Source organism: Mycoplasma sp. AC157 (assembly GCF_054343415.1).
This window is the reverse complement of the sequence record NZ_JBTGVE010000020.1, coordinates 1-16,253: the sequence shown is the minus strand read 5'-3', so window position 1 is coordinate 16,253 and position 16,253 is coordinate 1. Positions and strand designations below refer to the sequence as shown.

Here is a 16,253-nt window from a genome sequence, read left to right as displayed (position 1 = left end):
TTTACCCTACCAACTAGCTAATGTTCCGCACCCCCATTTCTAAGTGAAGCTTTGAGGCTTCTTTTAAATTTTCTTCATGCGAAGAAAACCCCTATTCGGTATTAGCTACTGTTTCCAGTAGTTATCCCAATCTTAAAGGTAGGTTAGGTACGTGTTACTCACCCATTCGCTACTAAGTCAGTGCAAGCACTGCTTCGTTCAACATGCATGTATTAGGCACACAGCCAGCGTTCATCCTGAGCCAGGATCAAACTCTTGAAATTGATTTGTGTGTTTATTATGGTTATTGCATCTAGTTTTGAAAGATCTAATTTTCATAATGATTTTGCGTGAAAATCATACAAGTTTAATTATAACACTTTTTTCAAAAAAACCAAATATTTTATGTTTTTTTATTTTTTATAAAGTGTTGCAAAATTAAATTGCTTTATTATTCTACAATATTTTTGAAAAAATCAAAATATTTTTGTGAAATTTTTTTCTTTTTTATGTCTTTTATATTATATATATAGTAAATTGAAATTACTATTTTATTCATAATCTAAATCTATCGATTTGTATTTCTTCACCTTGCTCTCTTGCACCATCAAATCCTCCATTAAAAATTTTAAAAATTTGAGAAGATTCATATAAAGAAATAAAATCTATATAATCATTTGTTTGGTTAACCACTAAAGGATAATTGTATGCAAAATGTTCTTTTTGTTCATCATCATATTTAAATAATTCGGTTATTTGATCAAAATTACTATTAGCTATGAAAAGTGCTCCATTTCTTCTAGCAACTGTTTTTGGTAAAGCAAATAAAAAGTAATCTTTATTTTTTCAATTAAAATAACTAATACCTGAAAAAACATTTCCATCATAGTTTTGATCAATAACTATATCCTTACCTTTTGCCAAAGAATTTCCATCTGGAGAACTTCAAGTTAAACCACCATCTATACTTTTAGAAACATAAAATTTGTTTCTGTTTGTGCTTCATCCACCTGCGTTTCTTAAAAATCAATAAATTGCTCCATCATTAGCTTCTATTAGGGATGATTCTGATAAATTTGCTTTAAAACCGGTAGGTTTACTAATTTCATTTCAAGTTTGACCATTGTCATCACTATATAATAAAAACATGTCTGAAAGTGAATACATAGGTATAATTACTCTTCCATTTAAATTAGAATTTTGTTGATGGTGTAATTGAATTCCATTTCCTACTCCAGTTCCAACAAAAGGATGTTCGTTTCTCGAACTACTAAATTTTTCATCCATTCAAGTCAAGTTAGTTCATGTTTGACCGCCATCAAAACTTTCTAAAGATGCAACGTGGCTATTAAGAGCAAGAGCGTAAATTGCATATTCTGGTCTAACCGCTCCACTTTTGTATGGTTCATCAAGAACACTGTGGATTGTTTTTTTAGAATTTAAAATTTCTGGATTATCAAAATCAGTTTCTTGAACATTTTCATAAACCGAACCAGTGATGGTTCTTGTGTCACTGTGATAACTTAAATCCACATATGTGTTAGTTTCTTCTAAAACAGTTCTTTCTGTAAAGCTGCTATTAAATCCAACTCCTGCTGGTAAAATGTATCTTCTGAATCAATTTTTTCTTCCATCTACTTCTTTCAAGACTGAAACTCTAGAATCAAATGAGTTAGGATCGTTGAGTTTAGTTCATAGTTTTAAATAAGCATTATTTCCAACGTAAAATCAAGGATTTCCCCTTTTTAAGTTGACAACAGATGTATCTTTTCCAGGGAAAACATCGAAAATTAACTGTAATTTATGTTTATAACTATTGCTAGTGGTATCTAAATATTTTATTTCGCTAATTATTCCATCTATTGCAATTCCACCATTGTTTCTTTTTGGAACTACAATTTTGACTACATCATAATTTTGACTTCAAGTTTTACCATTGTCTTTTGAAATTTTAACTACTTGAGAAATAGAGTTATTATAGTCCCTTTCACTTTCAATTCTTTTATCAGCAGAACTTACTAAATCACCATTTGCTAATTTTATAACACTTGGAATACGATACGAGTGTGAGTGATCTTCATTGTGTTTAAATAATGTTTCACTAGAAAGTCTTTTTAATTTAAAGTGTTCATTTTCAATTACTTTTCCCTTAATATTGTGACTAATATACGGGTTTTTTAGCACTATTATGTTTTTTGAATTATTTTTATTGGCTATTTCAAATTTTTCATCAATGTCACTTGTATTTTTTAGTACTAAAGCCGTATTATTTAGTACAAAATAAAATATTCCATTATCTTCTGTATAAAAATTTGATTTATCACTTATTGATAATCTTAAAATTACTGCTTTATTATCAATTTTTATTCCGTAATTATCAATAAGTTTTTCATAATTGTTTTCTATCAAATTTACTAAAGCATTTTTTATAGATTTACTTTTTTGTTGGTCAAAATTGTTTGAAAACAAATCATTAAGAAGATTAGTAATTTCTTGATTATTTCAGTTATTTTTTAATTTTAAGTCCACAAAAACATAGTCTTTATATTGTGATTTTTCTCAAGCACTAGAATTTACTAAATCGGGTTCTAAAGTTTTAGATAAAGGAAATTCCACATTAAATTCCCTATTAACGCTATCAATATTTAAAGTTTGAAAAGAAGATTCTCCCTTATTTTTGATGGAAACATCTTCTAAAACATAATCTTCCCCTTTTTGGGAATTTTGTATTTTAAAAGATAAAGAATTATTATCTTCATCGTATTCTAAATCAGAAGCATATATTTCTTCGTTTTGTCCATTATTATTTTTAGTAAATTTTAATTTTATACTATCGTTAATTTTACTTAATTCAATTTTTCTTGTATCTAAAACTACTCCATTTAAAACATATGTAAGTTCACTATTTTCATTTTCAAAAGGATTTGCATTTAATTTACTAGAAATTTTTAAATCAAATTTAGCATTGGATTTAAAATGAGTATCAGAATAAGTCTTGAATTTAAAAAGGATGTTTGAAGGATTATTAGAGTGCAAATTATAAATATTATTGTCAAAATTATTATTGATATTTTTAAATAACTCTTCTGGTTTTTTAACAAATTTTATATCTTCAAGATAATAAGTTTGTCCAGATGATAAATTATTTAAATTTACTTTTATAAAGGTTTTTCCTTGTATTTCGTTTAAAGTTCCTTTATAAATAATATAATTTCTTAAATTATTTTGCTTATAACTAAATTTAAGTTCTAATTGCTTATTATCATCTATGATTAACTCATCTTGTGAATCTAATTCGAAATTTAAAATTGCTGAATTTTCACTGAAATTTGGTATTTTACTATTTTTAAAATTTATTTGTGTAAATGAAGGTTGAGATAAACAGGGACACAAATTTGGTGTCCCAAATTTATGTCCCTGTTTAATTTGTGTTTTGTTTTACTTGTTTAAAAAAATTTTTTCTATTTGGTTTAATTTTTTATCTGCTTTGTTTAATTTTAAAAATACTGCATTAAATTGTACATCGTTCTCAGAAACTTTGAATCTTACTTTTTTATTAAATCTCATTTTTTCATAAACTTCTTCAAAATTAGCGCCAATTGCGCTGTTTTTTGGTCCTGTCATACCAACATCACTGATATATAAAGTTCCATTCGGAAGTTTTTTATCATCATTAGTTTGAACATGTGTGTGAGTTCCTAATAATGCATCTACTTTTCCGTCTAAATATAAACCAAAAACATTTTTTTCAGAAGTTGTTTCAGCATGAAAATCTATAATATGAAAATCTTCTGATTTTTCTTGATTACTTATTATTTCATCTATTGCATCGAAAAAAGAATTAGCTTCATCTTGTTTTCAAGGAGAGTTTAGTTTATTAAATGTTTTTCCAAGCATAGAAGTGACTCTAATATTAAAACCATTTATGGAAAAAACACTAGAACCAGAACCGGGATAATCGCTTGTTATTACATTATAAGGTCTTAAAATATTTTTATTATCAATAATTTTATATATATCTTCATTTGCTCAAACATGATTTCCTAGTGTAAAAACATCTACTCCGATTTTCTTCATCTTTTCATAGTCTTCAGAATTTAGTCCTTTTCTTCCTGAAACATTTTCAGATTGAGCAATAATTAAATCTATTTCGTATTTTTCTTTAACTACTGGTAAAAATTTTTCAATACATTTTATTCCAGGAGTTCCAAAAACATCTCCAATAAACAATATACCTATTTCTTTTTTCATAATAAATATATTTTATAGCATTTTTAATTTTCTTCTAATTTATCTAATACTTTTTGTTTAATTTCTTCAAAAAATGATTGGGAATTTTCTAAATATAATCTTAAATTTACTTTTCCTTGTGCTATATTTTCCCCATTATATGAGTATCAAGCTCCTTTTTTTATTAAAATTCCAAAATCTTCAGCTAATTGTGCAATTTCAGCATATTTTGAAATCCCTTGAGAAAAAATAATTTCCACATTTGCTGTTTTAAATGGTATAGATAACTTGTTTTTTACTACTTTAATTTTTACAAGGTTTCCTGTTATATCGCTTCCTGTTGTTAATTGTGTAGACTTTCTAACTTCCATTCTAATAGAAGAATAAAATTTAAGTGCTCTTCCACCAGGGGTTGTTTCAGGATTACCAAAAATTACACCAACTTTTTCTCTAATTTGATTAATAAAAATTACAGTTGTCTTATTTTTATTTAAAGAACCAGTAATTTTTCTTAAAGCTTTTGACATCAAACGAGCTTGAGCACCTATTGTTTGATCTCTCATTTCTCCATTTAATTCTGCTTCAGGAACTAAAGCAGCAACAGAGTCCACAACTATTAAATCAATTGCACCAGTTCTCACTAAAGTATCAACTATTTCAAGAGCTTGCTCACCAGAATCGGGTTGTGATAAAATCAAATTATTTATATTTATTCCAAGATTTTTTGCATATGTTGGATCGATGGAATGTTCAGCATCTATAAATGCTGCTATTCCACCATTTTTTTGTATTTCTGCTATTGCATGTAAACTAATTGTTGTTTTTCCTGAAGATTCAGGACCGAAAATTTCGATAATTCTGCCTTTAGGAAAACCTTTAATACCTAAAGCGTGATCAATAGCTATAGAACCTGAAGAAAAAGTTTCTGTATCTACTGGAGGTTTTTCCCCTAATAACATAATTGATTCTTTACCGAATTTTTTTTCTATTTCATTTAATGCTTCTTTTAAAATTTTATTATTTTCCATATTTTTCACCTCTATTAAAATTTCTTAAAATTTACTTTTCTATTGATAAAAAAACAAAAATAGGAAAAAACGTTGAATTTTCCTATTTTAAGATTTTAATTTTAGAAATTTTTCATAAGCAAAATCTACTGCTTGATTAATTATTTGTTCTCTATTTCCGCTTAATAATAAAGGAAAAACTTCATCATTTATAGCTATATAAACTTCGCCTACCGCTTTATTTTCCATAACTGTTGGTCCTGCATTTCCTGTAAATGAAATACAAAAATCTACATTAAAAAATCCTTTGCCTTTTAAAGACATATTAAGTGCAGTTTCTGAATTAACCACACCTTTTGATGTGTTAACACCTAATTTTTCCTTTATTTCATTTTGGTAGGTCACCAATGAACCTTTGAAATATTTAGAAGCACCTGGTTCTAAAACCAATCTACTTGCAAATGCCCCACCTGTAAAAGATTCTACTGAAGCGAATGTTTTTACTTTCATTATTCACCTCATTTAAATTTTTTAACAGAAATTAAAATGAAAATAGCTGCAATTGTTATTCCAATTATTGGAAATCCAAAACTTTGTCATCCCATGTTTTCATATAAATTACTATATCCACCATTTTTGAAAACCTCAAATAAAGGATCTGTGGAATATTTTGTAGGAACTAAATATGAAAAATATTTAATAGCTGGCGCATATTCTAAATTAGGTTGTCCATTACCAAAACCACCAGATAAAAAGGAAATAGGGAAGAAAATTAAATTAGCTACTGATGATGCTCCAATTGTGCTATTTATAGTAGAAATTATTAAAAATCCCATAGAAATTGAAATTAAGAAAACAAGGGCAATTAAAGGCAAAATGCTCAATAATCCTATGTTAAAACCAATTCCAAAATCTAAATATTTATTAAAACCAAGTAATAAGGATCCTAATAAAGGAACTCAGATGATTACAAATAAAGTTCATACAAATTGGTAAAACAAACTAGCTATCATAAAATGTGTTTTACTTATATTGGCAGAACCAATTCTTTTTATAAGTGTTGATTTTTTGAAATCAACTATTATTGTTGAAAAACCTATTAATCCATTAGAAATAATTGTTGAGATTAAAACTCCAACAATTATTGATTTAGCTAGTGAATATATTTGAGTTTCAATGGTTGCTTGAGGTAAACCTGTTTTTTCTAAACTAGATAGTGTGGTTGAATAAGTTACATTTCCTAAAAGTAAGAAAACTAAAAATGGTCAAAAAACAGTAAAAAATGGACCAAAAAATCCTTTTCAGTAATAAGCATTAATTAATTTAAAAATCGCTTTCATATTTATCCTCTTTTTCTTAATTTTTCCTTTATTTTAGTTAAAAAACTTTTGTTTTTTGTTTTTTCGTTTTCCTTTTGTTTTTCATCTTCTTCTGAATATACTGTATCAAAAAACTCATCAACAAATGTATCTATATTTCCCTTTGTTCTTAGTAAATTATCAATTGTTTCATTTACAAAAATCTTTCCTTTATTTAATATCACAATTTTATTACACATTTTCAATGCTTCAGAAGTATTGTGAGTAATTAAAATTAGTGAACAATTAACATTCGCCCCTAAATAATCCATAACATATTGTCTAATTTCTCTTCTTATTTTAATATCTAATCCTGTTGATAATTCGTCCAAAATTAAAAAATTTGGTTTATGTACAAGTGATAATAAAATATTTACTCTTTGTTGTTGTCCGCCAGATAATGTATAGATTTGTTTATTTTCTAATTCCTTTAGTCTAAATTTCTTTTTTAAATCTTCAACATACTCTTGACTAACTTGTTCTCTACCATAACTGTCAAGATAAAAATCAATCAACATTTTTACAGTTATTCCATGCGGATATTTAGATTCTTGAAATTGAATCCCTAATTTTAGATTTTCATCTCATCAAACTTCACCAGATGTAGGTTTTTTAATTCTTGCTATGATTTCAACAGTGGTCGATTTTCCTGAACCATTACCACCTAACAAAGCTATTCTTTCACCTTGATAAATATCAAAGTTAAAGTTTTCTAAAACTTTTTTATGTCCATAAAACTTATTTATGTTTTTTAATGAAATAATTTTTTTCATAATTATTTAAAATCCTCTCTGTAAAAATAGAAATTTTCTTTACAAAAATGACATTCTACTTCTATTTTCCCATCTTCATTCAGAATTTTGTCAATTTCTGTTTTTTCTATTAATTTTAATGAAGATAATACTTCTTCTTTATTAAATTTACATTCTCAAAAATACTGTTTTTCCTGTAAAAACGTTGCTTCCATTGAGTCTATGTATTCTTCTAAAGACATATTATCTAAATTATTATTTTTTAAAAAGTTTTCAATTCATACGATATCTTCTTCTGTGTGACTTGGTAATAATTGAAAAATCACTGAATAAACTCTTTCAAGTGTTTGTTTGTTTTTAAATTTAACACTTGAAATTATCGCTGTATATATTTGTTCAGAAACTTTAAAATAATAGGCTAAATCTGTAACAATATCTGACTTCATTAGTTTAACTTCTCCACCAAAATGTTGAGATCCATTATTTCTTGTAATTCTTAAAAATCCATCATTACCTAAACCAAGAACAAGTGGTATATTTTCAAAATCTGAATCATCTTTTTCTGTAACAATATCATTATTATCTAATAAAGCCCTTAATGAACCATCTGTTCTTGATTCAACAATCAAATTTTTTATTGTTCCATTTTCACTTTTAATAAATGTAGTTACTTTTCCACTTTTTATTGATAAAATTGAAGAAAGTGGACCAAAAACAGAAATTGCTTTTGCTAAAACTAAAGCTGGAAATGGATTACATTTTTGCACTTCAATATTTTTTTGTGCTGATTTTGTTAAATCAGAAACTATTATCCTTATATTATTCTTTATAAAAATTTGAACTTTATCCATAATTTCAAAATTATACCACTATTATTTTTTTAAAATATAAAAACTATTACCTTAATATAAGGCTTTTTCAACTTCTTTTTGTGATGAATAAAATTTTCAAAAACCTAACTTGTTTTTTTGAGCATAATGAAAATCAGAAAGAAGTTGATCATAATAATCAATATCTTCAGTATAAAAAGGAGAAGTTTTATCAATTGAAATGTATCTGACTATTACTAGACCGTTTCTTAATAATTGACGTCCTATATCAATATTATTTATAAAAATTTTAGACACATTTCTTTTATATTTATCTTTTTTAATAATTTGAATTTGAATTTCTTTTTTATCAATCTGTTTTCTTAAAAAATTTCTCGCTAAAAGAGCATAATAATGTTTATTTCCTTTTGTTTCGACCCCATCTCTATCTTTTATTTCTGGAGCGTCTATTCCAAAAAATCTATACCTTTGATTCTTATTATCCGTAAATGTATCACCATCATAGACTGAATTCACAAAATATGTTTTTGTTTTTGTTTCAGTCTTTATAGAGCATGAAACTATAAAAAAATTAAAGAATAAAAAGAAAATGAAAAGGATTTTTCCTAAAATTTTCCGCATAAAAAAATAGAGTCTATTTAACTCTATTTTCTGATCCAAATTCTTTAATTTTTTCAATTACTGTTTGTCTCATCGCTGCTGTTCCTGGAGCATATAATTTTCTTGGATCAAAGTTTTTTCCTTTTTTAGCTTCTCCAGATTCAACATATGCTCAAATAGCTTTAGCATTTGCTTGTTGTAATTCAGTGTTTACATTAATTTTTGCAATTCCTAAAGAAATTGCTTTTTTAATTTGATCGCTTGGTATTCCTGAACCACCATGTAGAACAAGACCAATTTTTGCTTTAGCAGAAATTTCTTGTAAAGCTTCAAAATTTAATGATTTTCATGAAGCGGGGTATGGACCGTGAATATTTCCAATTCCCGCTGCCAACATATCAATTCCTAAAGCTGCCATTTTTTTAGCTTCTTCTGGGTTTGCTAAATCTCCATTTCCTATGATTCCGTCTTCTTCACCACCAATAGTTCCTACTTCAGCTTCTACAGAAACTCCGTGTACTAAAGCAAGTTTGGTTAATTTTTTAGTATTGTTATAGTTTGTTTTAAAGTCAGAATGTGATCCATCATACATTACTGAAGTATATCCTTCTTTTATAGCTTTAACACAAGCATCATATGAACCATGATCAAGGTGTAGAGCTACTGGGATGGTTATTTTTAATTCACTAATTAACCCTGTAACCATTCCATAAATGGTTTTAAAACCACCCATATATTTAACAGCACCTTCTGAAGTTGCAAGAATTAAAGGTGATTTCATTTCTTGAGCTGCTAATAAAACTGTTTTTGCTCATTCTAAATTATTGATATTAATGTGTGGAATAGCATATTTTCTTTTATATGCATCTTTCATCATTAATTTTGCGTTTACTAAACTCATTTTTCTCCTTGTTTATTTTTATTATGCTTATTTAATTATATTTTATTTTTGAAGAAAATTATATAATTTAATAAAAAAGTATTTTTTAAAATTAAAAGAAAAAGGAAAATTAAAAAATGAAAAAAATAAAATATGATTATCCCTTTGTTTTCAAAGATAATAATCAACCCAAAAATCCCGTAATTTTTGTTCATGGTTTTAATTCAAATCACAGCAGACACAATGTTTTTATGGATAAATGAACTTTAAGTGATTATTATGCTATATCTTTTCCTGGAAATGATTTATTAGAAGCTAAAAATAACGATGAAATTAGCGTTTATTCTTTTGCAAATCTTTTAATTAAATTTATTAAAGAAAATAATTTAAAAGATGTGGTCTTAATCGGTCATTCTATGGGTGGGGGAATAATTTCTCTTGCTTATTTACAAGAACCATCTTTATTTTCAAAATTAATTTATGTAGCACCAATGAACAAATCTTCACTAGTTAAAAAAGAAGATTACTTTAATTCTTATTTTCCAAAAACTTTTGAAGAATATAAGACATTTTTGAAAGCTTTGTATTATGATCCAACACCTTTATTTATGAATAAAGAGTTTATCGAAAAAGAAAAAAATAATTTTGATCCTTATCTATTCAACAATCCAACTATAGTGAAATTAGGGGAAAGTTTGCCAAATATAAATTTAATGAATAATATAGAAAAAGGTTTAAATTCAATTAAAATTCCTACTTTATTGTTACTTGGAGAAAAAGATGCTGTTATAGACAGGGAAAATTGTATAAAATATTTTTATAATAATGTTAAAAATATTCAAATAGAAGTTTTTGAAAAAGTTGGACATATGATTTACTATGAAAACTTTGAAAAATATTTTAATATAATTAAAGATTTTTATTTAAAAGGAGAAAAAAATGAATAAAACAAAATTAAATATAAAAGAAACACAATTAGCAATTCAAAACTTAAAAAAAATATTTCAAGAAGAAATTAAAAAAGAATTAAATCTAACTAGAGCTACCGCTCCTCTTTTTGTTGAAAAACAAACAGGGTTAAATGATGGTTTAAACGGAGAATCACCAGTAAGTTTTACCACTAAAAATAGTGATGTTAAACTAGAAGTTGTTCACTCACTTGCTAAATGAAAAAGACAGGCTTTAAAAGACTATAATTATGACTTTTATGAAGGTATTTATACAGACATGAATGCAATCAGAAGAGAAGAAGACTTAGATGAATTACATTCATACTATGTAGATCAATGGGACTGAGAAAAAATTATAAAAGCTTCTGATAGAAATATTGATTTTTTAAAAAGCATTGTTAATAAAATTTACAAAGCAATTTTGAAAACCAAAGAAGAATTAAAAAAGCAATTTCCCGTATTAAAAGAAGAATTAGTTAAAAATGTTTTCTTTATTTCTTCGCAAGAATTAGAGGATTTATATCCTAACTATTCCGTTAATGAAAGAGAAAATTTAATTACCAAATCAAAAGGAACTGTCTTTATTTATCAAATAGGACATAAAATGAAATCAGGTTTAATTCAATCATTAAGAGCGTTTGATTATGATGATTGAAATTTAAATGGTGATTTAATAATTTATTCTCAAACTCTTGAAAAAGCAATTGAAATTTCTTCAATGGGTATTAGAGTGGATTCAGAATCCATTTGTACTCAAGCAAATAAATCAAAAGCAGAAGTGGAAAAAATTTCACCATATCACTTTAATGTTGTAAACAATCTTTTACCTTTAACAATCGGGGGTGGAATAGGACAAAGTAGATTAAGTATGCTTTTACTTGAAAAACAACACATAGGTGAAGTACAATCCAGTTTTTGACCTAAAGAATATAAAGAAGAATTAGCAAAAAAAGGAATAAAACTTTTATAACAAGTTTGATTCTTTCTTTTTTTATTTGTGTAAATGTGTTATTATTTAAAATACTAAATAATATTAGCATTTATTTATAGATATGGAGAATTAATGAAATTTATAGATGAAGTAAAATTGAAGGTACAAGCTGGAAAAGGTGGCAATGGAATGATTGCTTTCAGAAGAGAAGCACACGTTGATCGTGGTGGTCCTGATGGAGGTGATGGTGGTAATGGAGGTTCTATTTATTTTGTAGGAGATCCTGGAATGAACACCCTTCTTCCTTTGTATTTAAAGAAAATAATTAAAGGAAATGACGGGGAAAACGGTAGAAGAAAAAATCAATATGGAGCCGCTGGAAAAGATATTTATATCAAAGTACCAATCGGAACTCTTATTTATGAAGGAAACAAATTACTGCACGATATCATAACAGAAGAAAATTATTTAATAGCAAAAGGTGGTAAGGGAGGAAGAGGAAACACTAAATTTAAGTCTTCCAAAAATACTGCTCCCAAAATCAGTGAAAATGGTGATTTTGGGGAAAAATTTAATTTAACTCTAAATTTAAAAGTTTTAGCAGACGTAGGTTTTTTAGGAAAACCTTCAGCTGGAAAATCTACAATTTTGTCTAGAATTTCAAATGCAAAACCAAAAATTGCAGATTATCATTTTACAACTTTAGTTCCACAATTGGGTCTTGTTCAAGTTTTCGAAAATTCCTTTGTTGCTGCTGATTTACCAGGTTTAATCCAAGGAGCAGCACAAGGTAAAGGACTTGGAATTCAATTTTTAAAACATATTGAAAGATGTAGAGTTATTGCCCATATAATTGACTTTGGCGACGAAACTAAAGATCCAATAAAAGATTATATTGAAATTAATGAAGAATTAAAAACTTATAATTTAAATTTAGAAAAAAGAAAACAAATAATAGTTGCTAATAAATCAGACCAAGAAGTTTTTAAAAAGCAACTATCTAAATTTAAAAAGAAATTTAAAAACTTAGAAATAGTGGAAATTAGTGCGATTAAAAATAAAAATATTGATACATTAAAAATCAAACTTTGAGAAGCACTAGAAAAAGAAAAAACCCCTATTTTTGAAAAAACTTTCTCCGAAGTTACAATTACTTTAGAGAAATATCACGAAGTTAAAAAAATACATGAAGGGCTGTTTGAAGTATTTGGTCCTGAAGTAGAAGAAATTTACAACAAAATCCCTATTGTATCACATGATAATTTAATGAGATTTAATCAAAAACTAAAAGAAATTGGTGTTTGAAATGAACTTATTGAACTCAACATACAAGCTGGCGATGTAGTTAGAATATATGAATATGAATTTGTTTGGGAGGATGAGCAATAATGGAAGGATTTATTGGTTCAATTTTAAATACATTAAACTCAATGAAAGGTTCTTCGCCACATATTTGAGTTCCTATTTTATTTGCTTTTTCTATACTTTTTTCTTTAGTTACCGGTTATTTTTTAAAACTTAAATTTACCATTTTTAAGTTTGTTTCTATTATTATAACTATAATTGGTACAGTCATTTTTTATAGTGTAGCTAATAAATATGCTAAGGAACATCTTGATGATCCAGAAGGTTTTACCACTTTAGCTGCAACAGTAGTTGCATTAATAGTTTATTGAATTTTTAGATTTATTTTCTTTACAATTGCACTAGTAATAGCAATTTTCAGTAAAATTAAAAAGAAAAAAAGCAATAAAACTTTCACTAAAATGAGCAAATTAATTTATGGTGGTGTTTTTGCAGGAACTAATCTATTGTTAACAGTGCCAGGTGCTCTTTTATTTTCTAACGTACTGCTTTTCCCTTCTGATAAAAAAACAAGTTATGCCAATTCTACAGAGATTGGTGTAAAAATACTAACAGGTGGTAAAGGTACAGGAATTCATAACTTATATGGAATTATTAAAAACGGAGCAGATCTTGCAACTAATATTAACAAATTACAAGATTTATTAACCAAAGATTATAAAAATTTAAGCGAACAAGAAAAAGAAACACTTAAAAAAATATTAACCGATGTTTCTAATTTAGTTAATGATCAAAGAATACAAAACATTGTATTTCCAATTATAAAAAATCAATTTAAATCATTTAATGTGGAACCTACTTTAAATGAAGTAGTTGATAAAACCATCAAAAGATTAACTGCAGATCGTCCAGATTACTTAGTAGCAACAACAGAAGAAAAGAAAAAAATTGTTACTGAATACTTAAAAGAAAATATACAAAAACTATATAATGAAGCAAAATTAACAAATCCTGAAATTGATGAACAAAATGCAAAAATTAAAGACTTACTTTCTAACATCAATGAAGAAACAGAAAAAAAACTCGTTGATTTTGTAACTCCTTTAATAAAAAGCGAAGAATTAAAATCAAAAGTTGATATCAAAAACGCTTTAGAAACAATTATTTCTTTCTTTAGACATAAAGAATAAAAGTAAAAAAACAATCCAGTGCCTCAAAGCACTGGATTTTAATTATTTAAAAATCTCTTTTAATATGTCTAAATTTATCGTAACTTCTTAATGAACTATTGAATTTAAATGTAAAATCTTTTCTATATTTAGAAAGTTTGACTTCTAAATCATACTTGTCAATAAACTTATAAAGTTCTTTTAAAGCGTCTTGAAATTTTTTGTCCATATTTTGCTTATTTTTATTATAGAAAATATGAATAAAAATTGAACATAAAACAGTTTCTTCAAATGTTTTTTCAAATAACTCATATTTATTTCTTATTTTTAATTGTAAATACAAGTAATCTAAATTTTTTGCTATTCCTACTATTTTATCTGTAGTATGACTTTTAAAATCTGCATTTGAATTTCAATCATATTTATACAATTTTTTATGAATATAATAAATATTATCAGTTAATAAAAATAAAACCAAAGCAACAGAAAATTCTTCATAAGCATAACCTAAATAAAAAGGTAAATATAAACTTTTATATCATTCTTTATTAATTATTTTATTTCAAATAAAAGTAAATTGCTCTACTTCAAAATTTATATTTTTTCTGTATTTTTCCCTTATAAAAATTCTTTTTTTAAATAGATTTATAAATAAATTATTTTTATTACTAAATGAAAAATCAGAAAGAATTATATCATATTTTTTCTCCGCTGAATACAATACTTTATTAAATTCAGAAATAGCATTTGCTTCAAGTTCATCTGTAAAATTTAAAAAAATAAAAAATTCAGTTTTACAATTATCAACTAAGTAATTTTTTATGTGAGAACTTTCTGAGTGTTGAACAAAATCAATAATTTTTATATCAATAATATTTTTATTTTCATCTTTAAATTTATGTAAAACTGCTTTAGTATTATCTGTAGAACCATTATTTAAAAATAATACATTAAATCTTTTGTCTGTTTGTTTAGTTATTGATAAAAACAAATTTTCACAAGTTGTTTTAGCATTAAAAATCGGTATCAAAATTGTTATTTTATTCTTTGTTTCCATGATTATATCTTAACTTTTTATAACTTCTTAAGGCTATATTAAAAAGTGAAATAAATTTAGTTTTATAGTTATCGAGTCTTTCATCAATTTTGTATTTTTCTAAAATATAATAAAATTCACTTAAAACTATATTAAATTCTTTTTGTTTATTTAATTTATAATGACTAAAAAAAATATGAATAAAAAGTTTTTTTATAAAAAATCTTTCAATTTTTTCTTCATATATTTTATAAATATTTCTATTTTTTAATTCAGTGTATAAAAAATCCAAATTTCTAGTAATACTTACTATTTTTTTAATATTATGTTTTTTTGATAAACCTTGTAAATTTAAATCATATTTATAAGTTGTGGAAGTAAGATGATAGCTATTAGTTGAAGATAAAAGAGAAATACAAGATATTGGTATGTCTTCAAAAGTATAACCTACTAAAAAAGAAATATTTAAATTTAAAAATCATTCTTTATTTATAACTTTATTTCAAATAAATAGGAGTTGATCTTGCATATATTCAATATTGTTTTTATATTTAGATTTTATTAAAAATTTGGTTTTTATCAAATTTAAAATGGGGATATTTTTAAAAATTAAAGAGAAATGAGCAGTAATAATATCATATTTATTTTCTGAAAAAAGTAGTTTATTAAATTCGGAGATGGCTTTTTTTGTTATAAGATCATCTGGATCGATAAATAAAAAATATTCCGTTTGGCAATTTTGAATTAGAATATTTCTAGCGTTTGCTATGCCACTATTTTTTTCTAAATTTATTATTTTAATATTAAATAAATTATTGTATTTATCTTTAAATTGATTTAAATCCTGTAAAGTATTATCTGTTGAAGCATCATTTAAAAAAATTAAATCAAATCTTTTGTCTGTTTGTTCTATAAGAGACCTAAATAGTCTTTTATAAAAAAAACTTTTATTAAAACAAGGAATCAAAATAGACAATTTATTTTTCATTACTCTCCTTAATTTTTAACTTTTTTTATTTTTATTATGTCTTTCTATGACTTCTAAATAATGATTTATATAATCAGTAGAAACGGTTTCTCAATTTTTATAACATTTTTGTGCATTTCTTCCTATATTTGTTAATTTATCATAATTTTGCATTTCTTTTTGAATTCTTTGAGCAACTTTTTCAACATTGTTTTCTTCAATTATTGCTGAAATGTTATCTATAAATCTTTCAGAAGAT

The 16,253-nt window shown here is 25.4% G+C and carries 16 protein-coding genes and 1 rRNA gene; 4 read left to right on the top strand and 13 right to left on the bottom strand.

What is annotated here, in order from left to right:
* The 10 genes from ACXX84_RS03335 to fba all read right to left on the bottom strand — a co-directional run.
* Positions 1 to 263 (bottom strand): 16S ribosomal RNA (locus ACXX84_RS03335); the annotation flags it as partial.
* A gap of 262 nt (positions 264 to 525) precedes the next feature.
* Complete coding sequence (locus tag ACXX84_RS03330; RefSeq protein WP_458572902.1) at positions 526 to 3,372, bottom strand: exo-alpha-sialidase; 2,847 nt, start codon at positions 3,370 to 3,372, stop codon at positions 526 to 528.
* Positions 3,373 to 3,417: 45 nt separating this feature from the next.
* Positions 3,418 to 4,230 carry a TIGR00282 family metallophosphoesterase gene (locus ACXX84_RS03325; RefSeq protein WP_458572901.1) on the bottom strand — a complete coding sequence of 271 codons (813 nt, stop codon included), beginning with the start codon at positions 4,228 to 4,230 and terminating at the stop codon, positions 3,418 to 3,420.
* A 23-nt stretch (positions 4,231 to 4,253) separates the two neighbouring features.
* Positions 4,254 to 5,237 (bottom strand): recombinase RecA, encoded by a 984-nt coding sequence (gene recA / locus ACXX84_RS03320; RefSeq protein WP_458557517.1) that lies wholly within the window; start codon positions 5,235 to 5,237, stop codon positions 4,254 to 4,256.
* Positions 5,238 to 5,324: 87 nt separating this feature from the next.
* Positions 5,325 to 5,726, bottom strand: a complete 402-nt coding sequence (locus ACXX84_RS03315) for a CinA family protein (protein WP_458572900.1) — start codon at positions 5,724 to 5,726, stop codon at positions 5,325 to 5,327.
* Entirely contained in the window at positions 5,726 to 6,556 is an 831-nt protein-coding gene (locus ACXX84_RS03310; RefSeq protein ID WP_458557516.1) for an ABC transporter permease, read from the bottom strand. Before ACXX84_RS03310 ends, ACXX84_RS03315 begins: the two co-directional genes overlap by 1 nt.
* Positions 6,557 to 6,558: 2 nt before the next feature.
* Positions 6,559 to 7,347: an ABC transporter ATP-binding protein gene (locus ACXX84_RS03305; protein ID WP_436358802.1), complete on the bottom strand. Its 789-nt coding sequence runs from the start codon at positions 7,345 to 7,347 to the stop codon at positions 6,559 to 6,561.
* Between the two features lie 2 nt (positions 7,348 to 7,349).
* Positions 7,350 to 8,177 carry an Hsp33 family molecular chaperone HslO gene (locus ACXX84_RS03300; RefSeq protein ID WP_436358801.1) on the bottom strand — a complete coding sequence of 276 codons (828 nt, stop codon included), beginning with the start codon at positions 8,175 to 8,177 and terminating at the stop codon, positions 7,350 to 7,352.
* Positions 8,178 to 8,228: 51 nt separating this feature from the next.
* The gene (locus ACXX84_RS03295) at positions 8,229 to 8,672 is read right to left on the bottom strand and encodes a thermonuclease family protein (RefSeq protein WP_458561134.1); all 444 of its coding nucleotides are present in this window, start codon (positions 8,670 to 8,672) and stop codon (positions 8,229 to 8,231) included.
* A 118-nt stretch (positions 8,673 to 8,790) separates the two neighbouring features.
* Complete coding sequence (gene fba / locus ACXX84_RS03290; RefSeq protein ID WP_436358799.1) at positions 8,791 to 9,657, bottom strand: class II fructose-1,6-bisphosphate aldolase; 867 nt, start codon at positions 9,655 to 9,657, stop codon at positions 8,791 to 8,793.
* A gap of 116 nt (positions 9,658 to 9,773) precedes the next feature.
* Here fba and ACXX84_RS03285 point away from each other — a divergent pair, with 116 nt between their 5' ends.
* The 4 genes from ACXX84_RS03285 to ACXX84_RS03270 all read left to right on the top strand — a co-directional run bounded on the left by ACXX84_RS03285 (position 9,774) and on the right by ACXX84_RS03270 (position 14,012).
* Positions 9,774 to 10,583, top strand: a complete 810-nt coding sequence (locus ACXX84_RS03285; protein ID WP_458560408.1) for an alpha/beta fold hydrolase — start codon at positions 9,774 to 9,776, stop codon at positions 10,581 to 10,583.
* A complete protein-coding gene (locus ACXX84_RS03280) occupies positions 10,576 to 11,556 on the top strand; it encodes an aspartate--ammonia ligase (protein ID WP_458557510.1) in 981 nt (326 codons plus the stop codon). The genes ACXX84_RS03285 and ACXX84_RS03280 overlap by 8 nt, the downstream gene beginning before the upstream one ends.
* Before the next feature lie 93 nt (positions 11,557 to 11,649).
* Positions 11,650 to 12,906 (top strand): GTPase ObgE, encoded by a 1,257-nt coding sequence (gene obgE, locus ACXX84_RS03275; RefSeq protein WP_458561135.1) that lies wholly within the window; start codon positions 11,650 to 11,652, stop codon positions 12,904 to 12,906.
* Positions 12,906 to 14,012, top strand: a complete 1,107-nt coding sequence (locus tag ACXX84_RS03270) for a hypothetical protein (RefSeq protein ID WP_458561136.1) — start codon at positions 12,906 to 12,908, stop codon at positions 14,010 to 14,012. The genes obgE and ACXX84_RS03270 overlap by 1 nt, the downstream gene beginning before the upstream one ends.
* 46 nt (positions 14,013 to 14,058) lie before the next feature.
* On the opposite strand, the gene ACXX84_RS03265 is transcribed toward ACXX84_RS03270, so the two are convergent.
* The 3 genes from ACXX84_RS03265 to ACXX84_RS03255 all read right to left on the bottom strand — a co-directional run.
* Positions 14,059 to 15,048, bottom strand: a complete 990-nt coding sequence (locus ACXX84_RS03265) for a glycosyltransferase family A protein (protein ID WP_458561137.1) — start codon at positions 15,046 to 15,048, stop codon at positions 14,059 to 14,061.
* A complete protein-coding gene (locus ACXX84_RS03260; protein ID WP_458561138.1) occupies positions 15,032 to 16,015 on the bottom strand; it encodes a glycosyltransferase family 2 protein in 984 nt (327 codons plus the stop codon). Before ACXX84_RS03260 ends, ACXX84_RS03265 begins: the two co-directional genes overlap by 17 nt.
* Positions 16,016 to 16,030: 15 nt before the next feature.
* A partial coding sequence (locus ACXX84_RS03255; protein ID WP_458572899.1) for a glycosyltransferase occupies positions 16,031 to 16,253 on the bottom strand: 223 nt, incomplete at its 5' end.